Source organism: Pseudomonas putida, assembly GCF_002025705.1.
Lineage (GTDB): Bacteria > Pseudomonadota > Gammaproteobacteria > Pseudomonadales > Pseudomonadaceae > Aquipseudomonas > Aquipseudomonas putida_J.
The window spans coordinates 4283487-4304997 of record NZ_CP018846.1; the positions used below are offsets into that span (position 1 = coordinate 4283487).

General features: G+C 62.8%; 25 protein-coding genes. 9 read left to right on the forward strand and 16 right to left on the reverse strand.

What is annotated here, in order from left to right; genetic code table 11:
- Nucleotides 1–173 precede the first annotated feature (173 nt).
- Nucleotides 174–1862 (reverse strand): long-chain-fatty-acid--CoA ligase FadD2, encoded by a 1689-nt coding sequence (fadD2, locus tag BUQ73_RS19210; protein WP_079229258.1) that lies wholly within the window; start codon nt 1860–1862, stop codon nt 174–176.
- A 210-nt stretch (nt 1863–2072) separates the two neighbouring features.
- On the opposite strand from fadD2, the gene BUQ73_RS19215 reads away from it, so the two are divergent.
- Together BUQ73_RS19215 and BUQ73_RS19220 are read left to right on the forward strand one after the other, a co-directional pair.
- Nucleotides 2073–3017 carry an alpha/beta hydrolase gene (locus BUQ73_RS19215; protein WP_079229259.1) on the forward strand — a complete coding sequence of 315 codons (945 nt, stop codon included), beginning with the start codon at nt 2073–2075 and terminating at the stop codon, nt 3015–3017.
- A gap of 33 nt (nt 3018–3050) precedes the next feature.
- Nucleotides 3051–3521 (forward strand): MaoC family dehydratase, encoded by a 471-nt coding sequence (locus tag BUQ73_RS19220; RefSeq protein ID WP_027918696.1) that lies wholly within the window; start codon nt 3051–3053, stop codon nt 3519–3521.
- Between the two features lie 52 nt (nt 3522–3573).
- Here BUQ73_RS19220 and BUQ73_RS19225 read toward each other — a convergent pair whose 3' ends face one another.
- From BUQ73_RS19225 to BUQ73_RS19260, 8 genes are all read right to left on the reverse strand, one after another.
- Entirely contained in the window at nt 3574–4812 is a 1239-nt protein-coding gene (locus BUQ73_RS19225; protein ID WP_079229260.1) for an RNA polymerase sigma factor, read from the reverse strand.
- Entirely contained in the window at nt 4812–5297 is a 486-nt protein-coding gene (locus BUQ73_RS19230; RefSeq protein WP_060485885.1) for an SRPBCC family protein, read from the reverse strand. The genes BUQ73_RS19225 and BUQ73_RS19230 overlap by 1 nt, the downstream gene beginning before the upstream one ends.
- Nucleotides 5298–5318: 21 nt before the next feature.
- On the reverse strand, nt 5319–5663 hold the full coding sequence (locus BUQ73_RS19235; RefSeq protein WP_079229261.1) for a YciI family protein: 345 nt from the start codon (nt 5661–5663) through the stop codon (nt 5319–5321).
- A gap of 43 nt (nt 5664–5706) precedes the next feature.
- Nucleotides 5707–6132: a YybH family protein gene (locus BUQ73_RS19240; RefSeq protein ID WP_079229262.1), complete on the reverse strand. Its 426-nt coding sequence runs from the start codon at nt 6130–6132 to the stop codon at nt 5707–5709.
- 412 nt (nt 6133–6544) lie between these two features.
- A complete protein-coding gene (locus BUQ73_RS19245; protein WP_079229263.1) occupies nt 6545–7183 on the reverse strand; it encodes a LysE family translocator in 639 nt (212 codons plus the stop codon).
- A gap of 74 nt (nt 7184–7257) precedes the next feature.
- A complete protein-coding gene (locus BUQ73_RS19250) occupies nt 7258–7590 on the reverse strand; it encodes a type II toxin-antitoxin system HicB family antitoxin (RefSeq protein WP_079229264.1) in 333 nt (110 codons plus the stop codon).
- The gene (locus BUQ73_RS19255) at nt 7587–7841 is read right to left on the reverse strand and encodes a type II toxin-antitoxin system HicA family toxin (RefSeq protein ID WP_079229265.1); all 255 of its coding nucleotides are present in this window, start codon (nt 7839–7841) and stop codon (nt 7587–7589) included. The genes BUQ73_RS19250 and BUQ73_RS19255 overlap by 4 nt, the downstream gene beginning before the upstream one ends.
- 47 nt (nt 7842–7888) lie before the next feature.
- Nucleotides 7889–8854, reverse strand: coding sequence for a threonine dehydratase (locus BUQ73_RS19260; RefSeq protein WP_079230592.1), 966 nt, complete (start codon nt 8852–8854; stop codon nt 7889–7891).
- A gap of 76 nt (nt 8855–8930) precedes the next feature.
- Between BUQ73_RS19260 and BUQ73_RS19265 the strand changes: the two genes are divergently transcribed.
- On the forward strand, nt 8931–10292 hold the full coding sequence (locus BUQ73_RS19265) for a PLP-dependent aminotransferase family protein (protein WP_079229266.1): 1362 nt from the start codon (nt 8931–8933) through the stop codon (nt 10290–10292).
- 62 nt (nt 10293–10354) lie between these two features.
- Here BUQ73_RS19265 and BUQ73_RS19270 read toward each other — a convergent pair whose 3' ends face one another.
- Nucleotides 10355–10612 carry a DUF2790 domain-containing protein gene (locus BUQ73_RS19270; RefSeq protein ID WP_054885703.1) on the reverse strand — a complete coding sequence of 86 codons (258 nt, stop codon included), beginning with the start codon at nt 10610–10612 and terminating at the stop codon, nt 10355–10357.
- A 275-nt stretch (nt 10613–10887) separates the two neighbouring features.
- On the opposite strand from BUQ73_RS19270, the gene BUQ73_RS19275 reads away from it, so the two are divergent.
- Complete coding sequence (locus BUQ73_RS19275; protein ID WP_161492851.1) at nt 10888–11337, forward strand: GNAT family N-acetyltransferase; 450 nt, start codon at nt 10888–10890, stop codon at nt 11335–11337.
- Here the strand turns inward: BUQ73_RS19275 and def are convergent.
- The 3 genes from def to BUQ73_RS19290 form a co-directional block, all read right to left on the reverse strand.
- The gene (gene def / locus BUQ73_RS19280) at nt 11292–11828 is read right to left on the reverse strand and encodes a peptide deformylase (RefSeq protein ID WP_079229267.1); all 537 of its coding nucleotides are present in this window, start codon (nt 11826–11828) and stop codon (nt 11292–11294) included. The genes BUQ73_RS19275 and def overlap by 46 nt on opposite strands.
- Nucleotides 11825–12778, reverse strand: coding sequence for a YihY/virulence factor BrkB family protein (locus tag BUQ73_RS19285; protein ID WP_079229268.1), 954 nt, complete (start codon nt 12776–12778; stop codon nt 11825–11827). The genes def and BUQ73_RS19285 overlap by 4 nt, the downstream gene beginning before the upstream one ends.
- Before the next feature lie 145 nt (nt 12779–12923).
- Nucleotides 12924–13103: a CsbD family protein gene (locus BUQ73_RS19290; RefSeq protein WP_079229269.1), complete on the reverse strand. Its 180-nt coding sequence runs from the start codon at nt 13101–13103 to the stop codon at nt 12924–12926.
- A gap of 244 nt (nt 13104–13347) precedes the next feature.
- On the opposite strand from BUQ73_RS19290, the gene BUQ73_RS19295 reads away from it, so the two are divergent.
- Together BUQ73_RS19295 and BUQ73_RS19300 are read left to right on the forward strand one after the other, a co-directional pair.
- On the forward strand, nt 13348–14817 hold the full coding sequence (locus BUQ73_RS19295) for a right-handed parallel beta-helix repeat-containing protein (RefSeq protein WP_079229270.1): 1470 nt from the start codon (nt 13348–13350) through the stop codon (nt 14815–14817).
- A 174-nt stretch (nt 14818–14991) separates the two neighbouring features.
- Nucleotides 14992–15372 (forward strand): hypothetical protein, encoded by a 381-nt coding sequence (locus tag BUQ73_RS19300; RefSeq protein WP_079229271.1) that lies wholly within the window; start codon nt 14992–14994, stop codon nt 15370–15372.
- On the opposite strand, the gene BUQ73_RS19305 is transcribed toward BUQ73_RS19300, so the two are convergent.
- Nucleotides 15373–16209 carry a S1 RNA-binding domain-containing protein gene (locus BUQ73_RS19305; protein ID WP_079229272.1) on the reverse strand — a complete coding sequence of 279 codons (837 nt, stop codon included), beginning with the start codon at nt 16207–16209 and terminating at the stop codon, nt 15373–15375.
- A 130-nt stretch (nt 16210–16339) separates the two neighbouring features.
- Between BUQ73_RS19305 and BUQ73_RS19310 the strand changes: the two genes are divergently transcribed.
- Nucleotides 16340–17200 carry a DUF6279 family lipoprotein gene (locus BUQ73_RS19310; RefSeq protein WP_079229273.1) on the forward strand — a complete coding sequence of 287 codons (861 nt, stop codon included), beginning with the start codon at nt 16340–16342 and terminating at the stop codon, nt 17198–17200.
- 127 nt (nt 17201–17327) lie between these two features.
- On the opposite strand, the gene aceK is transcribed toward BUQ73_RS19310, so the two are convergent.
- Nucleotides 17328–19043, reverse strand: a complete 1716-nt coding sequence (gene aceK / locus BUQ73_RS19315) for a bifunctional isocitrate dehydrogenase kinase/phosphatase (protein ID WP_079229274.1) — start codon at nt 19041–19043, stop codon at nt 17328–17330.
- A gap of 225 nt (nt 19044–19268) precedes the next feature.
- Here aceK and BUQ73_RS19320 point away from each other — a divergent pair, with 225 nt between their 5' ends.
- Nucleotides 19269–20144, forward strand: coding sequence for a DMT family transporter (locus BUQ73_RS19320; protein WP_079229275.1), 876 nt, complete (start codon nt 19269–19271; stop codon nt 20142–20144).
- 13 nt (nt 20145–20157) lie between these two features.
- A complete protein-coding gene (locus tag BUQ73_RS19325; protein WP_079229276.1) occupies nt 20158–20616 on the forward strand; it encodes a DUF4265 domain-containing protein in 459 nt (152 codons plus the stop codon).
- Between the two features lie 3 nt (nt 20617–20619).
- On the opposite strand, the gene BUQ73_RS19330 is transcribed toward BUQ73_RS19325, so the two are convergent.
- On the reverse strand, nt 20620–21501 hold the full coding sequence (locus BUQ73_RS19330; protein WP_079229277.1) for a DMT family transporter: 882 nt from the start codon (nt 21499–21501) through the stop codon (nt 20620–20622).
- Between the last annotated feature and the right edge of the window lie 10 nt (nt 21502–21511).

Sequence of the window (21511 nt, forward strand, 5' to 3'; positions counted from 1 at the left end):
ACAAGTCATTTTTAGAGTAATTGACCAAAATGTCGCAAATCGGGCTGTAAGCAGCCTGTTAGAGCACCTTCGAAGCATTCGCGGGCAAGCCCGCTCCCACAGTTACCGCACATTCTTCAGGCATGTGCAGTGCCGGTAGGAGCGGGCTTGCCCGCGAAGAAGCACATTCGGTATCAGGCTATGTCACGCAATTCGCGCCGCAGGATCTTGCCCACTGGGGTCATCGGCAGCGACTCGCGCACCACGATGTGCTTGGGCACTTTGTAGCCGGTGAAGTTGGCCTTGCAGTAGGCCTTCAGCTCATCGACGTTCACCCCACCCTCACGCGCCACCACGAACAGCTTCACTGCCTCCCCCGAACGCTCGTCCGGCACGCCGATGGCCGCGCAGCTGGCGACCTGCGGATGGCCCATCACCACATCCTCGATTTCGTTGGGGTACACATTGAAGCCAGAGACGATGATCATGTCCTTCTTGCGGTCGACAATGCGGGTGAAACCATCCGGGTCGATCACCGCGATATCGCCAGTCTTGAACCAGCCCTCGGCATCCAGTGCCTGGGCCGTGGCCTCTGGCTGCTGCCAGTAGCCTTTCATCACCTGCGGGCCCTTGATGCACAACTCGCCGCGCTCACCCAGTGGCTGTTCGTTGCCGTCATCATCGATGACCTTGAATGCCGTACCCGCCACCGGAATGCCCACGGTGCCCAACCGCGCCAGCTGGCCGTAGGGGTTGGTGCTGGCCACCGGCGAGGTCTCGGTCAGGCCGTAGCCCTCGACGATGCGGCAACCGGTAAGTTGCTCCCAACGCTCGGCAGTGGCCTTGACCAGCGCCGTGCCGCCGGAGTTGGTGACTTTCAGTGCCGAAAAATCCAGCTGACGGAAGCCTGGGTGGTCCATCAGTGCGACGAACAAGGTGTTCAACCCCAACAGCGCCGAAAAACGCCACTTGCCCAACTCCTTGATGAAGCCCGGGATGTCGCGCGGGTTGGTGATCAGCACGTTGTGGTTGCCGGTGACCATCATGCACATGCAGTTCGCGGTAAAGGCATAGATGTGGTACAGCGGCAGCGGCGCAATCATCACTTCCTGGCCTTCCTTGATCAGCCGCTGCCCATCCGGGCCGTGCTGGGAGAAGCAAGCCAGCACCTGCAGCATGTTGGCCACCAGGTTACCGTGGGTGAGCATGGCGCCCTTGGCCAGGCCCGTGGTGCCGCCGGTGTACTGCAGCACGGCAATGTCATCGAGGGTGAGCGGCACCGGTTTGTGCGTCAGGCTGCGGCCTTCGCGCAGTACCTGCTTGAACGGGATGGCCTGGGGCAGATGATAGGCCGGGACCATTTTCTTCAGCTTGTCGACCACGGTGTTGACCAGCCAGCCCTTGGCTGCTGGCAGCAAGTCGCCCATCTTCGCTTCGATCAGGTACTCGATACCGGTATCGGGCAGCACTTCCTGCACGCGCTTGCCGAACATGTTCAGGTACACCAGGGCGCGAGCGCCGGCATCCTTGAACTGGTGACGCATCTCGCGCTCGGTATACAGCGGGTTGGTGTTGACCACGATCAGCCCGGCGCGCAGGGCGCCGAACACGGCAATGGGGTACTGCAGGACGTTGGGCATCTGCACTGCGATGCGATCACCCGGCTTGAGGTCGGTGTGCTGCTGCAACCAGGCAGCGAAGGCCGCCGAATGGCGCTCGAGCTCGGCGTAGCTCAGGGTCACGCCGAGGTTGCTGAACGCCGGGCGCTCGGCAAAGCGCTTGCAGGAGCGCTCGAACACCTCGACGACCGAAGCGTATGCGTGGATGTCGATGGAGGAAGGCACGCCCTCGGGGCGTTTGTCATTCCAGAAGTCGGCTTGCATTTATTATTGTTCCTCTGCCTGAGCCCGCGCTGATTCCTTGTCCCGTTTGCCTGATGGCAAAAAGGCGTTGAACCGACGTTAGCAGGTAAGCCCGAGGTGGCATATATGCCAAGTGCCGCCATTAACATTGTGAATCTTATTTGTGCCCTTCCTGCAATCCGGGCGGTTATGCATACACTGTGCGGGTAACCATCGCGCAAAGGATTCGCCATGCCCCATGACGCCTTCTGGCTACCCGCCAGCGAGCATTGCAGCCTGTACGTGCACCAATGGCTGCCGGCCACACCGGTCAAGGCCGTGGTGCTGCTGGCGCATGGCATGGCCGAGCATGCCGGGCGCTACCAGCGCCTGGGCCACGCCCTCTGCGATGCCGGCTACGCCCTGCTGGCGCCCGACCTGCGCGGCCACGGCCGCACCGCCGAACTGGGCAGCCTCGGCCTGTTCGCCCGACACCATGGCTGGAATGCCGTGGTCAACGATCTTGGCCTGCTGGCCCAGCACATCGGCCAGCAGTTTCCCTGCACCCCGCTGTTCCTGTTCGGCCACAGCATGGGCAGCTACATCGCCCAGGCCTATCTCACGCACCACAGCGCCAGCCTGCAGGGGGCGATTCTCAGTGGTTCCAACTTCCAGCCCACCGCGCTGTATCGGGCGGCCCGCCTGATTGCGCGCCTGGAAGCCTGGCGCCAGGGGCCACTGGGCAAGAGCGCCCTGATCGAATGGCTGTCGTTCGGCTCGTTCAACAGCGCCTTCAAGCCCAACCGCACGGCGTTCGACTGGCTCAGCCGTGACCCGGCGCAAGTGGACCAGTACGTCAACGATCCGCTGTGCGGCTTTCGTTGCAGCAACCAGCTGTGGCTCGACCTGCTGCAGGGGCTGACGCAAATCAGCCAGGCGCGTAACCTCGCACAGATCGATCCGAACCTGCCGCTGCTGGTGATCGGTGGCGAATGTGATCCGGTGAGTGCCGGCAAGCGTCTCACCCATCTGGCCGATGCCCTGCGCGCGACCGGCAATCGACATGTACAACTGCGCGTCTATCCTGAGGCGCGGCATGAAGTGCTAAACGAAATCAATCGGGACGAGGTCACCGCCGATATCCTCGCATGGCTTGAGCAGGCGCTGGCCCTTGGCCGCCCTGCTCGCAGTGAATGATATCGGCCTCGTCCGCCTATCAAGGAAACGCCAATGACCCAGGTCACCAACACGCCTTACGAAGCTTTGGAAGTCGGCCAGAAAGCCAGTTACGAAAAGTCTGTCGAAGAACGCGATATCCAGCTGTTCGCCGCGATGTCCGGTGACCACAACCCCGTGCACCTGGATGCCGAATTTGCAGCCAAGAGCATGTTCAAGGAACGTATCGCCCACGGCATGTTCAGCGGTGCGCTGATCAGCGCTGCAGTGGCCTGCACCCTGCCTGGCCCTGGTACCATCTACCTGGGCCAGAAGATGAGCTTCCAGAAGCCGGTGAAAATTGGCGACACCCTGACCGTGCGCCTGGAAATCCTCGAGAAGCTGCCCAAGTTCAAGGTGCGTATCGCCACCAATGTGTACAACCAGAACGATGAGCTGGTAGTCGAGGGCGAGGCCGAGATCCTCGCACCGCGCAAACAGCAGACCGTCGAGCTGGTATCGCCGCCGAACTTCGTCGCCAGCTGATTTCGCTGCTGGCCTCTTCGCGGGTGAACCCGCGAAGAGGCCGGCCAAGCCATCACATCAGTTCGCGTAATCGCCTTTCGATATGCCGCCGCTCCGGCTCCTGGCAGGTCAATTCCAGCGCCTTTTGCCAGGCCATCCGAGCCTCATCCACATTCCCCAGCTGCTGATGCATCTCCGCCCGCGCCGCATGCGCCAGGTGATAGTCGCGCAACTCTCCGCCTGCCAGGATCGCCTCCACCGCCACCAACCCAGCCTGCGCCCCGTCACGCTTGGCCAGCGCCACCGCCCGGTTGAGCGCCACAACGGCAGACGGCCAGTGCCTTTGCAGTACATCGTACAGCCCGACGATCTCCGCCCAGTCTGTCTCTTGCGCCGTCGCCGCCTCGGCATGCACCGCCGCGATCGCCGCCTGCACGGTGTAGGCACCAAAAGCCCGACTGGCCAATGCCAGGCGCACCAGCTCGCAGCCTTCGCCAATCTGCTCGCGGTCCCACAGGCTGCGGTCCTGCTGATCGAGCAGCACCAGATTGCCTTCGGCATCGCTGCGCGCGCGCTGCCGCGATGCCTGTAGCAGCATCAGCGCCAGCAGGCCGACGGCTTCTGCGTCCGGCAATAATTGCACCAGCAGGCGCCCGAGGCGGATCGCCTCGTCGCTCAGCTCCTGCTGCAGCAAATCCTCACCCGAAGACGCCGAATAGCCTTCGTTGAACACCAGATAGATCACCCGCAACACACTCTCCAGGCGCTCGGGCAGTTCGTGCAATTCAGGGACCTGATAAGGAATGCCGGCGTCGCGGATCTTGGCCTTGGCCCGCACGATACGCTGGGCAATGGTCGCCGGGCTTTGCAGAAACGCCCGGGCGATCTGCTCGGTGGTCAGGTCGCAGACTTCGCGCAGGGTCAGCGGCACCTGGGCATCGGCGGCCAAGGCCGGGTGGCAACACGTGAAGATCAACCGCAGGCGGTCGTCAGCGAGCAGCTCCTCTTCACTGGGATCTTGCCCCTGGCCTTCGATCAGCATGATCAGGTCGGCCTGGGAGCGGTCGAAACGGGCACGCCGGCGCAATGCATCAATGGCCTTGAAGCGCCCGGTCGAAACCAGCCAGGCGCGCGGGTTGCCGGGGATACCATCGCGCTGCCAGCGCTCGACGGCGATGAAAAAGGCATCGTGCATGGCCTCCTCGGCCAGGTCGAAATCCCCCAGCAGGCGGATCAACGTCGCCAGGATGCGCCGCGAATCACGCCGGTACACCGCTTCGACTTCGCCACGCACCTGCGCCAGCTCCGCCATCAGTCTGGCATCCGCTGGGTCACCACCTCCACCAGGCGGTCCAGGCTTTCTCCCCAGCCCTGATGGAAGCCCATTTCTTCATGGGCACGGCTGTCGGCTGCATTCCAGTGCCAGGCACGGGCGGTGTAGCGGGTCTTGCCGTTTTCTTCGTCAAAGCTGATCACTGCAGTCATGAAGGCCTTGCCCGACGGCACCCAGCCCGGCCCGAAGGCATCGGTGAACACCAGCCGGCGCGGGGCGGCAATTTCCAGAAACACCCCCTGGGTGGGGTACTCGGAGCCATCCGGAGCACGCATGAGCGTACGGAAAAGGCCCCCGACCCACAGTTGCATCTCGCATTCAGGGGTGGTCATGCCGTGCGGCCCCCACCACTGCATCAGCCACTCGGGCTCGGTCCAGGCACGGAATACCTTGGCAGGTGGGGCATCGATCAAGCGGCTGATGGACAGCTCGTGCTGCGCAGGCGCGGGTTGGGCAAGGGTCATTCTTGTTGTTCTCCGTTGCTGTCAGGGTTGCAGTTCGCGCACCGGCCGCACTTCCACGCTACCGACCCGCGCCGCCGGTATGCCCTTGGCGATGTTCAGCGCCTCGTTGAGGTCACGGGCATCGACCAGGTAGAAACCGGCGAGCTGCTCTTTGGTTTCGGCAAACGGGCCATCGGTGATGCTCATTCGCCCTGCGCGCATGCGCACGGTGGTGGCGGTTTGCACGGTCTTCAGCGCTTCTGCTGCAATGATGCGCCCGGAGCTCTGCAGCGATTCGGCGTAGGCCATGCATTCGGCGTCTTCCGGGCTGTCGGGCAGGCTGTGCAGCAGCCCTTCGTCACAATAGACCAGGCACAGGTATTTCATGGTCGTCTCCAGGCGTTGGCAACGTGCATTTGGCGATAGCCGATCAAGGCTTGAGATCGAATAGTGCTTTCTGGGTTTGCATGTCGAACGGTGCCGACCAATGCTCGTGGATCACCTGCCACTGGCCGCCAGACTTGCGGTAACCGACGGTGGCCCGCATGAAGCCGCACTGGCTCTCGTCATCCCCAGGGCCGCAGCGGTTCAGCCAGTGCGCCAGGCCCAGCTCGCCTTCGGCGTGCACGGTCAGTTGGGCGAGCTCGAAGACCATGGGCCCGGGGCACATGCCCATGCACATTTCCCAATGCGCCTGGTAGGCGGCCTTGCCCTTGAATTGCAGCGACTGGATGGCATCGAAGGCGACGATGTCGTCGGCGTAGGGCGCAGTGATGGCGGGAATATCACGGTCACGCACGGCCTGCATCCAGCGTTCGATAAGCTGACGGATTTCGTTTTCGGCTGCCGTGTTCATCGGGTGTTCCTCCGATCGTTCATGAGCGTTTCGGTAAAGGGTTGTCTTGTACCTTCAGCTCATGGTCGAACGGTAATCGGATAAATCGACAGGTCTTACCAACGTTTTTCTTGAGAGACGCATGCCTTGATTGCAGTGGCGCCTGTGAAATCGCGCGGCGCATCGCGGATGAATCCGCTCCTACATTTGTTTCGAGCCAATCACTCCTGCGAATTCGCCGCTGTCCGCCCTGTTTGTTACCTTCAATATCGAGGTGAGCGCAAAGCGGGCAGCCCATCTGCCACAGGATAGACTGGCCCGAAATAGATGTAGGAGCGGATTCATCCGCGATGCGCCGCGCGGGCGGCGCACGATCTCACAAGCGCCAAACAACTCCAGGCATGCACCCATGCTCCCATGCCCCAACCACAACCTAAACGCCGGCGCCAATGAATTCCCGGTAACCCGAGACAATCACGTACACCGCGAAATAACAGAAAATAGCCGCCGACAGAAGATATGACCAGGTCAGCAGGCGGTCCCCCAGCAAGCGCCCGCCGTGGCTGGCGATGCCACATAGGCTCATGCACCAGACCAGCCCGGCCGCGAAGAAGCCGCCAAGAAACAACCCGGCGTCCAGCAGGCTGCCGCTGCCAGAGCGGGAAATCAGCACGCCACCGACCGCGGCGAACCAGAGGATGGCGCTGGGCGACGACATGGCCAGGAAGATGCCACGCAGAAACTCGCGCCAGCCCGACTCCACCACCACCTGCGCACTGGCATCCATGTGCCCGCCCCGCCAGGCGGCCAGCAGCATCTTGATGGCGAACCACACCAGCAACACCGAACCGCCAAGCCACAGGGTCCAGCGCACGCTTTCGAATTGCAGCAGCACGGTCATGCCAGCCAGCGCCGCAATGGCGTAGACCAGGTCGCCCACGCAGGTCCCCAGGCCGAGCCAGAAGCCTTGGAGAAACCCGCGTTGCATGGCCAGGGTGATCATGGCGATGTTGGCCACGCCGATGTCCAGGCACAGGGACAGGCTGAGGAAGAAACCGTTGGAAAAAGGCATTGAACACTCGAAGTCAGGGCAATCAGGCGCCGTAGAGCCTGCCACGAGCGGTCATGGGATGGAAGGGTGTACGATCAAGCCAGAGCTGCCTGCTCGAAAACCTCATCCGCCCACTGGTTAAGACTTTTGCCCGCAGCTCGGGCGGCAACGCTGGCGGCCGCGTGCACCTCTGGGCGAATGCGCAGCATGACCTTGCCTGACGCGGGTTTTTCCGGGGTGATGCCCTGCTCCGCGCAATCGGCCAGGTAATCTTCCAGCGCCCCGCGGAAGGCTTCATGAAGCTCGGGCACCGAGCTTGCGTGAAAACTGATGATGTCGCGCATGCCCAGTACACGGCCAACAAAAATGTCGTCACGCTCATCGTATTCGATACGGGCGGCATAGCCCTTGTAACGCATGCAACTCATAGGCTGACTCCTGCCCGCAGCAAGAATTCGCGGGCTTCTTCAATCTGATACCGTTTGGCTTCCTTGCCAGGATGGGGGCGATGGCACCTCCAGCTCTGGCCGCCAAGCACCAGCTTGACCCTGGAGCCTTGCCGCTCCAGCACTTGCCCGCCGAGGTGAAGCACCAGGGCTTCGACCTCGGCAAACGCCAATGAAGGTGTCGTGGGCGTCCTGAAGATAGCGTCGTAGATTTTTCGGTATCGAGTGTTCATCGGAAAATGCTATCAAAATAAGATAGCACTTTTTCCCCGATATTCATTCAGGATTTTTCAGCACCTGCCAGCACCTGCGCATAACGCCCGCGATCCACGTTGGCCCCGCTCAGCACCACTGCCACGCGCTTGCCTGCCTGGCGCTCGCGCTCCTGCAGCAACGCCGCCAACGCTGCAGCACCGGCGCCTTCGGCCGTGTTATGGGTGGTTTCGTGATAGATCCGCATAGCCTCTGCCACTTCGCTGTCGGTGACCCGTACGATCCGCGCGGCATGCTCGCGTACGAGGGCGAAGGCATCCGGGTGTGGAACCCGGCAGGCCATGCCATCGGCAAAGGTATCGGCGGTGGCCGTGGTGACGATGCGGCCCAGCTCGAAACTCTGCGCATAGGCATCGGCCGCACTGGACACCACGCCGACGATCTCGGTTTTCAGCCCCAGCAGGTTGCGTGCCTGGATCAGCCCGCAGATGCCCGAACCCATACCGATCGGCACGTACACGCAATCCAGCTGGCCCACGGCCTCGAACAGCTCCAGGGCATAGGTGGCGACCCCGCGCACCAGTTCAGGGTGGAACGACGGCACCATGTCATAGTCCAGCTCGTCCGCCAGGCGCGCCGCCTCTTCACGGGCCACGTCGAAGTCGACACCATGCTCCACCAGCTCTGCGCCCAGTGCACGCATGGCGGCGTTCTTTTCTTTCGAGTTGCCCTCGGGCACCACGATCACCAGCGGCACGCCAGCCTGGCTCGCGGCCAGCGCCATGCTCTGCCCGTGATTGCCGCGGGTCGCGGTGACCAGCCCGCGGGGTGGCTCGCCCCTCGCCATCAGCGAACGCACATAGACCAGCCCGCCACGCACCTTGAATGCGCCGGTGGGTGCGTGGTTTTCATGCTTTACCCACACCTGGCAGCCCAGCCGCTGGGCCAGCAAGGGCCAGACGTGCTGTGGGGTGGCGGGTACATGCTGGTGGACGAAATCGGCGGCTTCGCGCAGGGCAGCAAGGTCGAACATGGCGATCATCCCTCTTCGGTAGGTGGTTGATCCGATCCTAAGCGCCAGGCATTGTATGGGTACAACCTTATATTGCATGGGCAGCAATTTCGTGTGGATCCCACAGCTGATCGACGATGACCAACCCCGTTACCTTGCCTTGGTCGATGCAATTGCCAATGCCATCGAAAGTGGCGCCCTCAAGGTCGGTGACCGCCTGCCCCCGCAACGGCGGCTGGCCTGGAAACTGGGCCTCAACCCTAGTACTACCCAGCAGGCCTACCGCGAAGCTGCCGCTCGCCACCTGGTGGCTGGCGAAGTGGGCCGCGGCACCTACGTGCTGGCGGGCAGCAAGGAAGCGACCCTGTTCCGCATCAAGCATCATGACGGGCAACGCCCGCTGATCGACCTGTCGACCAACGTTCCGGTGGCTGATCCGCACAATCATGATTTGCACGACAGCTTGCGCAGCCTGCTGAAACGCCCCGATAGCGACTTGCTCAATCATTACCTGGGCCCCGAGCAGTTGCTGCTTGGGCGGATGCGTGGCGCCCAGTGGATGGCCAACCGCGGCCTGGCCCTGTCAGCGGACGAACTGTTGCTGTGTGGCGGAGCCCAGCAGGCGCTGGCACTGGTGCTGCAGTCGATCTGTCAGGCGGGTGAGCCAGTCATGCTTGAGGCCCTGACCGCACCGGGTATCAAGGCGGCCTGCCGGCAACTGCGTCTGCCCGTGCATGGCGTGGCACTGGACGACCAAGGCCTGCGGCCCGATGACCTGGACCGTGTGGCGCGCGCCAGCGGTGCCCGCGTGCTGGTAACTACGCCGACCCTGCACAACCCCACAGGCGCCTGCATGGATGATGCTCGCCGCGCGGCAATTGCTGAGGTAGTCAAACGTCTGGGGCTGTTGCTGATCGAGGATGATGTGTACGGCGCATTCAGCGACCAACCGCCGCTCTACCCACTGCTGGGCGATCAAGGGGTCTACATCAACAGCCTGTCCAAGACGGTGGCTGCTGGCTTGCGATTGGGATGGATTGCGGCCAGCCCGAAACTGCTGGCCCAGGTTGACCCGCATGCCCAGGCCAGCCACTGGCCAGTGTCGCCATTGAGCCTGGAGATCGCTCGCCAATGGATCGAAGACGGTACAGCTGCGCGGCGGCTCGCCTGGCAGAAAACGGAAATCACCGAGCGATGGCGCCTGGCTCGCAGGCTGCTGGGTGATGGGCTGCACCTTACGGGCCAGCCTTCGCCCCACGCGTGGCTAGGCACGCCGCCGGGGGCCGAGGCGGTGGTAAAGCAATGTCGCGAGCGAGGTGTGGAAGTCGTCCCGGCCAGTGTGTTCGCGATTGGCGCGACCGAGGTGCAAGCCGTGCGCATCAGCCTGTCGGCAGCAGGCAGCCGAGCAGAGCTGAAACAAGGCCTGGAGGTAGTACAGCAGGTACTTTCGGGGCAATGATCCAGGGGACGAGAGCAGCCACTTCGCTACTGCTCAACGCGAAGGGCCGCTTACGCGAGCTATCAACCCTGCTGGCAACCTTCACCCATCGCCCGGTACTGAATGGTGTGCACCTGGCCATGGTGGTCTTCATAGGTCATGGTCGCAGGCACCACTTCACAGACATTGGGGATGGTCGACAGGTTGATCACCCGTTTGATGTCAAGGTTCATGGAGTAGTCGTACTGCTGGGCCACAGGCTCGCTGGAGACCGGTTTGGCCTCATCGGCGAGGGCGAACGAGGACATACCGACCAGAGCAAGAATCAGTAATGGTTTCATGGGGTTTGACCTTTAAAGCAATCCAGCTGATCGAGTGACTTCTTATGCCGTCAATGGCGCGGAGAAGTTGTCATCAACTGCGAAGATGACACGAAGTACCGATCCCGCTTCGTCTACTGCCAGGGGGAATGGTTAAAATTCTACTCCTGGCCGGGAATAGTTGAACCCTGAACTCGGACATTCACCCTTGCAGGTTTTGCAACAATCTGCGACAAAGCGAAACGGCTCGATGGCCTGAGATCAGCGAGCTAGAGCCAACCGTTCCAGGTATACCCATGACTGCCCTGCACTGCGCCCTGCTCATCGGCCCCGAGCGCCGATTGCTCGAACACTTCTACAAACAGCAGGGTTCGCGCATGCGTGCAGCCAATGATGGTGAATCGTGGGTGGCTCGCAGTGATGGGATCGTTGCCGGCCTCTGCCTCAGTACGATTGCCGACGGCCAATGGCTCACCGGCCTGTTCGTCGCCCCGCAAGCGCGCAAGCGTGGTGTGGCCGCGCAGTTGATCGAGGCGGCGCTGGCCGGGCACAGTGGCCCAACCTGGCTGTTCTGCCACCCCGACCTTGCCGCCTACTACCAGCGCCTGGGTTTCAGCATTACGGCGCAACTACCCGAAGCCCTGGCCTCGCGCCTGCAGCGCTACCAGCGCAGCAAAAGCCTGCTGGCCATGGTACGGGCTCAGTCGTCGCTGGCATCCAGCCCAGGGAACAGCACATCGGTGTAGCCGAACCTGGCAAAGTCCTGGATGCGTGAGGGGTACAGGCGGCCGATCAGGTGGTCGCATTCGTGCTGCACCACCCGCGCATGAAAACCATCGGCAAAGCGGCTGATCGGATTACCCTGCGGGTCGATGCCTTCATAGCTGATGTGCTTGAAGCGCGGCACCACCCCACGCAGGCCGGGCACCGACAGGCAACCTTCCCACCCGTCCTCGATCTCGGTGGTCAGCGGCGTGATCACCGGGTTGAGCAGGATGGTTTGCGGTACCGGCTCGGCATCCGGGTAACGTGCGCTGCGCTCGAAGCCGAATATCACCAGCTGCAGGTCGATGCCGATTTGCGGCGCTGCCAGGCCCACGCCTCCGACGTGGTGCATGGTCTCGAACATGTCGTCGATCAACTGCTGCAGCTCGCTGCTGCCGATCAGGTGTTCAGGCACCGGTGGAGCGACGCGCAGCAGGCGCTCGTCGCCCATCTTGAGAATGTCACGGATCATCGCGGGTTCGGCTCGGTCGGTTGTGGCTCGACCGGGTGTTCATGGCCGAGCACGGTGATGGTTTCCTGGGTTTCGACGCCCTTGAAATCCTTCTCGCCCGGGTTCTTGCCCTCGCTCGACATGTGCTCGATCACCGCATTCATTTCAGCGCCCAGCAACAGCACGGCGGCCGAGATGTAGAAGTACAGCAACAGCACGATGATCGCACCGATGCTGCCATACATGGCGTTGTAGTCGGCAAAGGTCTTGACGTAGTAGGCAAAGCCCAGGGAGGCGATGATCCATACTACTACCGCCAGTACCGAACCGGGGGTGATGAAGCGAAACTTCTGTTTCACGTCCGGCATCACGTAATAGATGAGCGCCACGGCCACCATCAGCAAAATGACAATGGCCGGCCAACGCAAGATCGTCCACACCGTGACGATCACCTCCTGCATGCCAATCTGAGCTGCGATCCACTCCATTACTTGCGGGCCAAGCACCATCAGCGCTGCCGCCACCAGCAACATGCCGGCGATACCGACGGTATAGAAGATCGACAGCGGGATGCGCTTCCACACCGGGCGCCCTTCGGGCACGTCGTAGGCGGCGTTCATCGCGCTCATCATCAGCCGTACACCGGCCGAGGCGGTCCACAGCGCGATGACGATACCCACCGACAACAGCCCGCCCTTGGACTGTTGCAACTGGTCGATCACCGGGTTCACCTGCTCCAGCGCCTGGGGCGGGAGCACCAGTTCGGATTGCAAGCGCAACCAGGTAAAGAAGTCTGGCAGGTGCAGGAAGCCAATCAGGGCGATCAGGAACAGGATGAAGGGGAACAGCGAGAACAGCATCTGGTAGGCCAGTGCGGATGCGTAGGTCGACATCTCGTCGTCGAGGAACTCCTTGACGGTGCGCACCAGCACGCGGTGCAGGGGCAGGCCGCGCAGGTCGGGGAAAATCATAGCGTCTCCTTTCGCCGCTTGATTCTTGAGTACAACGGGTAAGTCTAATAGACCACGCGGAGGATGTACTGCTCCCGGCCATGCCAGAAGAAATTGCCTATGCCTGTTTCTGCCTCGCACAGAGGCAGAAACAGGCCACTTCACATCAAGGCTTCTTCACCGCATCTTTCACATTGCCCTTGATCTGCTGCGCTTCGCCCTTCAGTTCCTGGGCCTTGCCCTCGGCCCGCAGCTTGTCGTTGCCGGTCACCTTGCCGACGCCCTGCTTGACGTTACCGACCGCTTCGTTGGCCAGGCCTTTTGCTTTGTCTTTGGTGCCGCTCATGGCAAATCTCCTGCAAATGGAGACACGTGAACCGTGTCGACAGTCTGTGGACCGACCGCAGTTGGCAGGAGTTTCAATCAATTTTCCGGATTCAAGCCGAGCGGTGATTCTAAGGGCGAATACCGCACCGAATCAGCCCTGTCGTGCTGCCCAAGGCCTGCGCGCTGCCCTAGAATCGCCGGCAAACGGCAACCCGAAGCAGGTTGCAAGCCTACAAGAACAACAGTTTCCGGATACCCGCCCCATGCGTCTGATGTCCCTGTTCACGGCCATGCTGCCGTTGTTGCCCCTGTCTGCCCTGGCCGCCGCACCGGCCAGCGAAACCCTGAAAGTCGAGCGTTATGCCGACGATGACCAACCCGGCACCCTGCGCTGGGCAATCGAAACCAGCAACCAGAACCCCGGCCACTACCGCATCGATATCGCCGCAGTGGGCAAGCCGCCCTACGTGATTCGCCCAACCCGCGCCCTGCCGGAAATCAAGGGCCCGGTGCAGATCACCGGGCTGCCCTGGGCCCGAGATGGCCAGTACATTGCCATCGACGGCTCGGGCTATATCAAGGACCAGGGCGTGCGCACCTGCCCCGGCGCCCTGCCCGGCCAGTTCGGCACCAACGTTCGCACCACCACCAACCCTGGGTTGGTGCTGCGTGATACCCAGGACGTGCACCTGAGCGGCCTGGAAGTGCGCAACTTCTGCATCGGCATCCTGGTCAACCGCGCCAGCGGCAACGTCATCGAAGACAACCGCATCGTCGCCAACAAAGGCGGCGCCGGCATCATGCTCACGGGCGATGACGGCGCCGGCAACCCGACCGCCACCACCACGGTCAACAACAAGGTGCTGCGCAACCAGCTGATCGACAACGGCGATGGCCTTGAGCTGACCCGCGGCGCGGCCTTCAACCTGGTGGCCGACAACCTGTTCCGCTCCACCCCGGCCAACCCCGAGCCTTCCCAGGGCATCGAAATCCTGCTGGGCAACGACAACAGCGTGGTGCGCAACCGCTTCGAAAACTACTCCGACGGTTTGCAGATCAACTGGGGCAAGCGCAACTACCTCGGCGCCAACACCTTCAGCGGCAACTCGATCGGCATCAGCGTCACCGGCGAAGGCAATATCCTCGACGGCAACCTGATCCACGGCAACCGCATCGGCGTGGCCCTGCGCCCGGAGCCGGATGTCACCGCCACGCGCCTCACCGGCAACCGCATCTGGGGCAACAGCCAGGACATCCGCCGCTGCGAGGCCGGCGGCTCGTGCGTGCCTGACCAGCGCACGGGGGCCATCATCTTCGGCGTGCCGGCCCAGGCCCATGCGCTGTATGTGGGTTCACGCGGGGTCGGCGCGGATTTGCCGAAGCAGGACCAGGCGATCATCTGCGATGCCAAGGGCGAGCCCAAGCCATGCCAGCCGTTGCCCAACCACAACCAGCAGGCGCCACGGCTGATCGCCCTGGACGGCAATGTGCTGCGTGGCGAGGTACAGGGGCCTGTGTCGAGCCTGCTGCGCATCGAGGTGTTTGGCAATGCCCAGGCGAATGGGACCGAGGCGGAGCAGTATCTGGGGGAACTGTTGGTCAATAGCGATGCGCAAGGGCAGGCAAGGTTTGCTCAGGTGCTGGAGAACATCGGCGAGCTGAAGAGCTTCACTGCGACGGTGACCACTGCGGATGGGGCCACTTCCGAGTTGAGCTTGCCGGTCAGCCGCTAGGGCTCATGGCCTCTTCGCGGGCTTGCCCGCTCCTACTGGGATATCAAATAGCCTGAAGGCAATGACATTCCTGTGGGAGCGGGCTTGCCCGCGAAGAGGCCTGTAAACCTTGCTAGGCCCGGTGCCACCCCTCACAATGCAGCCCTAATCAAGCGTCAACCCGCAGGAACCTGCATGAAACTCGACAAACCAGCCGCCATCGCCCGCCGCAACCAGGCCCTGGCCAACCCGGTGCTGACCAGCGCCAACACCCTGTTCGCCATCCTCGACCGCAAGCGCAACCTGTGGTGGTTCGAGGTGCCGGTGGCACTGCTGCGCAAGGGCCAGCCCGACTGGGTCAACCTGCTGCTGCACACCCCGGAAAGCGACGAGCTGCAACACCTGAAGGTGCCGATCAACTTCCTGCGTGCTCACCAGGAGCAGATGGAGGTGCGCAACCCTGGCAAGCGCCGTTCGACCATCAGCCTGGCCCTGAGCGCCGACCGCGACTCGCTGCTGCGCGACACCCGCCCGGGTGGCGAGCAGCTGGACTTCCGCACCTTCGTCCAGGCCTGATCAGGCCTTTTCGATACGATCGTCATGGATGACGATGCGGCCTTGCTTGAACAACCCGCCAATGGCCTTCTTGAAGTTGCCCTTGCTGACGTTGAACATCTGGCTGATCGCCTCCGGGGCGCTCTTGTCGCTCACCGCCAGCACCCCGCCTTCGGCCTCCAGGCGCGCCATGATGCGCTCCTGCAGGTCGTCGCCCAGCGCCTTGCCGACCGGCTGCAGGCTCAGGGCGATCTTGCCGTCATGGCGCACTTCCTTGATGAAGCCTTCCACGTGCATGCCCGAACGCAGGAACTTGAACACCTCGTTCTTGTGGATCAGGCCCCAGTGGCGGTTGTTGATGATGGCCTTGAAGCCCATCGGCGTCTCGCCGGCCACCAGCAACTGCACCGGTTGGCCGACCGCGTAGTCGGCGGGCGTGCGATCGAGGTAGCGGTCCAGACGCGAAGTGGCGGTGATGCGCCGGGTGCGCTTGTCGAGGTAGGCATGCACCACGCAGTAGTCGCCGATCTTCAGCTGGCGTGACTCTTCCGAATACGGCATCAGCAGGTCCTTGGACAGGCCCCAGTCGAGGAAGATGCCGGCACCGTTGATGTCTTTGACCTTGAGGCTGGCGAACTCGCCGACCTGCACCTTGGGCTTCTCGGTGGTGGCGATCAGCTGGTCTTCGCTGTCCAGGTAGATGAACACGTTCAGCCAGTCGTCGACCTCGGTTTCGGCGTCTTTCGGGATGTAACGCCCGGGCAGCAGGATTTCGCCGTCGGCGCCGCCGTCCAGGTACAGGCCGAATTCCACGTGTTTCACGATTTGCAAACTGTTGTAACGCCCAAGCAGAGCCATTTCCGATGTTCCTCAAGACAAGGCGGCTATTCTACACCTGAAGCCAGCGCGCTGCCCGGTCGCTGATTCGGCGGAACCGCGCCGCCCCCCTTGCGTCTACCGAATGGCCAGCCACTGCAAGGATTCGCACATGCCTGTACGCCAGTCCAAAGCCCTGCTCCTCGCCATCGCCTGCACTGTGGCACTGGCCGCCTGCAGCCGGATCGACCTGGCCTACCGCAACCTCGACCGCCTGGTGCCCTGGTCGCTGGGCGACTACATGGCGATGAACCGTGAGCAGAAGACCTTGCTCGACGAACGGTTGAAAGAGCACCTGGCCTGGCACTGTAAAACCCAGTTGCCCGGCTACCTCGACTGGCTCGACCGCATACGCGACATGGTCGCCGAGGACCAGGTGACCGACCAGGCCCTGCAGCAACGCACGGTCGAAGCACGCCAGGCGATTGGCCGGGTGGCTGAAGAAATCACCCCCTCGGCCACCGAGCTGCTGCGCGGCATGAGCGATGCGCAAGTGGCGCAGATGCGCGATGCCTTCCGCGACGATATCAGCGAGCGGCAAAAGCAATATGTCGACACCCCCTTGGCCAAACAGATCGCCCGCCGCAGCGAACGCATGGAAAAACGCCTGAACAACTGGTTCGGCGAGCTCAATTCTGCCCAACACCAGCGTGTGCAGGCCTGGTCGCAGGCGCTGGGTGACCAGAACCGCCAGTGGATCGCCAACCGCCAGCACTGGCAGCAGCAACTGCTGCTGGCCATGAACCAGCGCAACGACGCCAGCTTCGAGCCGCGCCTGGCGACCTTGCTGCAACGCAAGGAAAGCCTGTGGACGCCGGAGTATCGCGCTGCCTATCAGAATAGCGAGCAGCAGGCACGCAGCCTGTTGATCGACTTGCTGCGCCTGAGCACACCGGTGCAGCGCCAATACCTGCAAGAGCGGCTGGCCAAGGTGCGCACTGACTTCAGTGAGCTGAAGTGCCTGAAAGGGTGAAGCGAACAGCAGGCCCGGCCTCTTCGCGGGTAAAACCGCTCCCACAGGTTTTGTGCGAACTTGAAACCAGTGTGGAATCTGTGGGAGCGGGTTCATCCGCGAAGAGGCCAGGCCTGGAAGCCGAGAATCAGCGCCCCTTGCGCCGATAGGGGAACACGTCGATCACCTTGCCTTCGCGGATCGACGCCTGCAGCCCCTTCCAGTAATCCGCGTCATACAACTCCCCGTGTAACCGGCTGAACAGCCGGCGCTGGCTGATATCGGCAAACAGGAACGGCGGGAACTCCTCGGGGAACACATCGTGCGGCCCGATCGAATACCACGGCTCGCCAGACATCTCGTCCTCCGGGTAGCGCGGCGGCGGGATGTGCCTGAAGTTCACCTCGGTGAGGAAGCTGATCTCGTCATAGTCGTAGAACACCACCCGCCCGTGCCGGGTGACGCCGAAGTTTTTCAGCAGCATGTCACCCGGGAAGATGTTCGCCGCCGCCAGCTGCTTGATGGCCAGCCCATAGTCCTCCAGGGCTTCAAGCACTTGCCCTTCGCTGGCCTGCTCCAGGTACAGATTGAGCGGGGTCATGCGCCGCTCGGTCCAGCAATGGCGCACCAGCACCGTGTCGCCTTCGAGCGCCACGGTCGAGGGTGCCACTTCCAGCAACTCGGCCAGGCACTCGGGCTCGAACTTGCCACGCGGGAAGCGGAAATCGGCAAACTCCTGGGTATCGGCCATGCGCCCCACCCGGTCGACGCTTTTAACCAGCCGGTATTTGTCGATCACCGTGGCACGGTCGACGGTCTTGGACGGCGAGAAACGGTCCTTGATGATCTTGAACACCGTGTTGAAACCCGGCAGGGTGAACACGCTCATGACCATGCCGCGCACCCCGGGCGCCATGACGAAGCGGTCGTCGCTGCTGGCCAGGTGGTTGATCAGGGCGCGGTAGAACTCCGACTTGCCCTGCTTGTAGAAGCCGATCGAGGTGTACAGCTCGGCAATGTGCTTGCCCGGCAGAATGCGCTTGAGGAAGTTGACGAACTCCGCTGGCACCGGCACGTCAGCCATGAAGTACGAACGCGTGAACGAGAAGATGATCGACACTTCGGCCTCGTCGGTGATCAAGGCGTCGGCCTCGATGCCGTGGCCTTCACGGTGCAGCAGCGCAATCACCAGCGGCCACTGCTCGTCGCTGTTGTACAAGCGGCCGACCAGGTAAGCGCCCTTGTTGCGGTACAGCACCGGCACGAACAGCTCCACGGTCAGGGCCGGGTCCTTGCACACCCAGTCCGGCAGGCATTCGCGCAATTGCTCCTCAAGGCGGGCGAGGTCGCCTTCCAGGTCGCCATAGGGCGCATCGAACGGGTAATCGGCGAAGATCGCCCGCAGCAGGCTCTTCAGGCCGGCACCCAGTGTGTAGGTGCGGGTCTGCGCAGCGCGCTCATGGGCGCGGATCGAAGGCCGGGTGGTGTGGATGAACATGCAGCCGTCGCTGATCTGGTCATGGCTGAACAGGCTGCAGAACAGCGAGTTGTACCAGGTCTCCGCCAGCTCATCGTCCAGGCGTGGGTCGATCAGGCGGATGTAGGCGTTTTTCACCAGCGGCCACTGTTCCACATCCAGCAGCACCTCTGCGTCAAAGCCATCGCGCAGCCAGGCGTTGACCTCACCGACCTTCTGTTCATAGAGGTTGATGCGCACGGCCGACGCCCGCTGAATCTCTTGCCAGCGCGCCTGCTCGAAGCGCTCGCGAGCCCCCAGGGTGATGCGGCGAAAATGTTCGCGATAGTCGTCAAAACCGTCGAGGATCATCCGGGCGATCTCGCCGGCTGGCCAATGCTGGGTCATGCGATGAACCTCACGCCTGGTGAGATGAAGAGCTTAGCCTGTACTGGCCTCTTCGCGGGTAAACCCGCTCCCACAGGTTTGCGCAGTGCTTGAAGGCAGTGATATCCCTGTGGGAGCGGGTTTACCCGCGAAGAGGCCGGTACAGGTTTACAGCGCAAGAAAGCACAAGAAACACACCCGGCGCCTGGCGTACACTCGCGCCCTGCCCTGTATCCGGAGACCGTTGTGAGCCCCATCGCCCTAGCCCGTCTGCTGACCCTTGCCGCTGTCTGGGGGGCGAGCTTCCTGTTCATGCGCATCATTGCCCCGGAGCTGGGCACCATCCCTACCGCGTTCTTCCGCGTCTCCATCGCCTGCCTGGGCCTTGTTGCCATCCTCACCGCCACCCGGGTGCGCTGGAACTTCGACGGCAAACTCGGCGCCTGCCTGGTGCTGGGCATGATCAACTCGGGCATCCCGGCCACGTTCTATTCAGTGGCCGCGCAGGTGCTGCCCGCCGGTTACTCGGCCATCTTCAACGCCACCACACCGTTGATGGGCGTGCTGATCGGCGCGCTGTTCTTCCGTGAGGCCATGACCTTGCCCAAGCTCGGCGGTATCTTCCTCGGCCTGTTCGGTGTCGGCATCCTCAGCGGCGCTGGCCCGGTAGCACTGGACATGGCCCTGGTGCAAGGCGCCCTGGCTTGCCTGGCGGCCACCACCTGCTACGGCTTTGCCGGCTTCCTCGCGCGGCGCTGGATCAGCGGCCTGGACAGCCGCCTGTCGGCCCTGGGCAGCATGCTCGGCGCCACCTTGATGTTGAGCCCGCTGTTCGCCTGGAGCGCCCTGACGCAGCCGCCTGCAAGCTGGGGTGGCTGGCAGGTGTGGCTGTCACTGCTGGGCCTGGGCCTGTTGTGCACCGCCTTCGCCTACATCCTGTACTTCCGCCTGCTGGCGGAAATCGGCCCGGTCAGGGCCAGCACCGTGACCTTCCTGATCCCGGTGTTCGGTGTATTGTGGGGGGCATGGCTGCTCGACGAGCCCTTGTCGATGGCGCATGTGTATGGCGGTGTGCTGATTGCCCTGGCACTGTGGCTGGTGCTGCGCCCGGCGCGCACGTGAGGCGAAGCGAACCATGAGCGACACATTCAAAAAGGTGCTGTTCCGCCTGGAGCAGGACGAACACGGCTACCCGCCAGCCTCGGTGGAAGGCTTGTGGACGCAGGCGGTCGCAGGTGGCCATCGGGTCGACAGCATCCCCTTCCACGTCTACGGCATCGCGCCCGGCGACATCATCAGCATCCGCCATGAGGGCGACCAGGCCTGGTTCGATGCTTTGCAGCAGAGTGCCGGGGCGTCGGTGTTCCGGGTCGTCGTCAAACCACCGGAAACGTTGGAGCAGGTACACGCGGCCCTGATCGAGTTCGGTTGCACCTGCGAAGTGGAAAAAGCGGTCAGGATGCTGGCAGTCGAGGTGGCGGCAACGCGATCGGCCGACACCCTGCTCTACTACCTGCTGACCCAGCGCGAAGCCGGCACCCTGGACTTCGAGGAAGGCGTGTTGCGCCACGCCATCCCCGAAGAGTTCCGCTAGGCCTTACGCCTCGGCGAGCCGTGCGGCCGGTTTGCGGAACACAAACAGCAGGCCGACCACGATCAGCCCCATGCCCAGCAGGCTCAACGGCGCCAGGCGGTTACCGAAGATCAGGAAATCCATCACTGCGGTCACTGCTGGCACCAGGTAGAACAGGCTGGTGACGTTGACCAGGTTGCCCTTGGCGATCAGCCGGTACAGCAGCAGCGTTGCCAGCAGCGACACCACCAGCCCCATCCACAGCAGCGCGCCGATGAAGCCGCCGGTCCATTCCACCTGCAACGGCTGCAGCGGTGCAAATACCGCGCACATGGCGAAGCCTGCGATGTATTGCAATGGCAGTGTGCCCATGGGGTTGTCGGTGATGCGCTTCTGCAGGATCGAACCAAAGGTCATGCTGGCCAGCGCCAGCAGGGCGAACAGCATGCCGAGCAGCGAAACCCCGCCCAGGTTGATGCCCTGGTAGACCACCATCACCAGCCCGCCAAGCCCCAGCGCCAAGCCAAACAGCCGGCTCCAGGAACGCTGGCGCTCCATCAGCACCACGGTGAGGATCGGTTGCACCCCCATCACCGTGGCCATCACGCCAGGGGTGACATGGGTGTTGAGTGCCACCAGGTAGAAGATCTGGTAGGCGCCGAGCAGCACGCAGCCGGTACCCAAGGCACGCAGGATCGCCCCCCTGCTGCGCGGCCAGCGCAGGCCAAGCAACGGGCCGATCAGCAGCAGGCCAGTCAGGGCCAGCGCCGAGCGCAACAGCAGGAAGGCGAAGGGGCTGGCATGGGCCAGGCCAAGTTTGGAAACGATCGCGCCGCTGCTCCAGAGCAGGACGAACAGGCTGGTGGTGGCCGCCGAGGCCACGGATGCTTTGTTGAAGACAGACATGTATTGCCAC

Coding starts and splice junctions, on each gene's coding strand:
- fadD2 (WP_079229258.1), bottom strand. CDS start 1,862: ATGCAAGCCGACTTCTGGAATGACAAACGCCCCGAGGGCGTGCCTTCC.
- BUQ73_RS19215 (WP_079229259.1), top strand. CDS start 2,073: ATGCCCCATGACGCCTTCTGGCTACCCGCCAGCGAGCATTGCAGCCTG.
- BUQ73_RS19220 (WP_027918696.1), top strand. CDS start 3,051: ATGACCCAGGTCACCAACACGCCTTACGAAGCTTTGGAAGTCGGCCAG.
- BUQ73_RS19225 (WP_079229260.1), bottom strand. CDS start 4,812: ATGGCGGAGCTGGCGCAGGTGCGTGGCGAAGTCGAAGCGGTGTACCGG.
- BUQ73_RS19230 (WP_060485885.1), bottom strand. CDS start 5,297: ATGACCCTTGCCCAACCCGCGCCTGCGCAGCACGAGCTGTCCATCAGC.
- BUQ73_RS19235 (WP_079229261.1), bottom strand. CDS start 5,663: ATGAAATACCTGTGCCTGGTCTATTGTGACGAAGGGCTGCTGCACAGC.
- BUQ73_RS19240 (WP_079229262.1), bottom strand. CDS start 6,132: ATGAACACGGCAGCCGAAAACGAAATCCGTCAGCTTATCGAACGCTGG.
- BUQ73_RS19245 (WP_079229263.1), bottom strand. CDS start 7,183: ATGCCTTTTTCCAACGGTTTCTTCCTCAGCCTGTCCCTGTGCCTGGAC.
- BUQ73_RS19250 (WP_079229264.1), bottom strand. CDS start 7,590: ATGAGTTGCATGCGTTACAAGGGCTATGCCGCCCGTATCGAATACGAT.
- BUQ73_RS19255 (WP_079229265.1), bottom strand. CDS start 7,841: ATGAACACTCGATACCGAAAAATCTACGACGCTATCTTCAGGACGCCC.
- BUQ73_RS19260 (WP_079230592.1), bottom strand. CDS start 8,854: ATGTTCGACCTTGCTGCCCTGCGCGAAGCCGCCGATTTCGTCCACCAG.
- BUQ73_RS19265 (WP_079229266.1), top strand. CDS start 8,931: ATGGGCAGCAATTTCGTGTGGATCCCACAGCTGATCGACGATGACCAA.
- BUQ73_RS19270 (WP_054885703.1), bottom strand. CDS start 10,612: ATGAAACCATTACTGATTCTTGCTCTGGTCGGTATGTCCTCGTTCGCC.
- BUQ73_RS19275 (WP_161492851.1), top strand. CDS start 10,888: ATGACTGCCCTGCACTGCGCCCTGCTCATCGGCCCCGAGCGCCGATTG.
- def (WP_079229267.1), bottom strand. CDS start 11,828: ATGATCCGTGACATTCTCAAGATGGGCGACGAGCGCCTGCTGCGCGTC.
- BUQ73_RS19285 (WP_079229268.1), bottom strand. CDS start 12,778: ATGATTTTCCCCGACCTGCGCGGCCTGCCCCTGCACCGCGTGCTGGTG.
- BUQ73_RS19290 (WP_079229269.1), bottom strand. CDS start 13,103: ATGAGCGGCACCAAAGACAAAGCAAAAGGCCTGGCCAACGAAGCGGTC.
- BUQ73_RS19295 (WP_079229270.1), top strand. CDS start 13,348: ATGCGTCTGATGTCCCTGTTCACGGCCATGCTGCCGTTGTTGCCCCTG.
- BUQ73_RS19300 (WP_079229271.1), top strand. CDS start 14,992: ATGAAACTCGACAAACCAGCCGCCATCGCCCGCCGCAACCAGGCCCTG.
- BUQ73_RS19305 (WP_079229272.1), bottom strand. CDS start 16,209: ATGGCTCTGCTTGGGCGTTACAACAGTTTGCAAATCGTGAAACACGTG.
- BUQ73_RS19310 (WP_079229273.1), top strand. CDS start 16,340: ATGCCTGTACGCCAGTCCAAAGCCCTGCTCCTCGCCATCGCCTGCACT.
- aceK (WP_079229274.1), bottom strand. CDS start 19,043: ATGACCCAGCATTGGCCAGCCGGCGAGATCGCCCGGATGATCCTCGAC.
- BUQ73_RS19325 (WP_079229276.1), top strand. CDS start 20,158: ATGAGCGACACATTCAAAAAGGTGCTGTTCCGCCTGGAGCAGGACGAA.
- BUQ73_RS19330 (WP_079229277.1), bottom strand. CDS start 21,501: ATGTCTGTCTTCAACAAAGCATCCGTGGCCTCGGCGGCCACCACCAGC.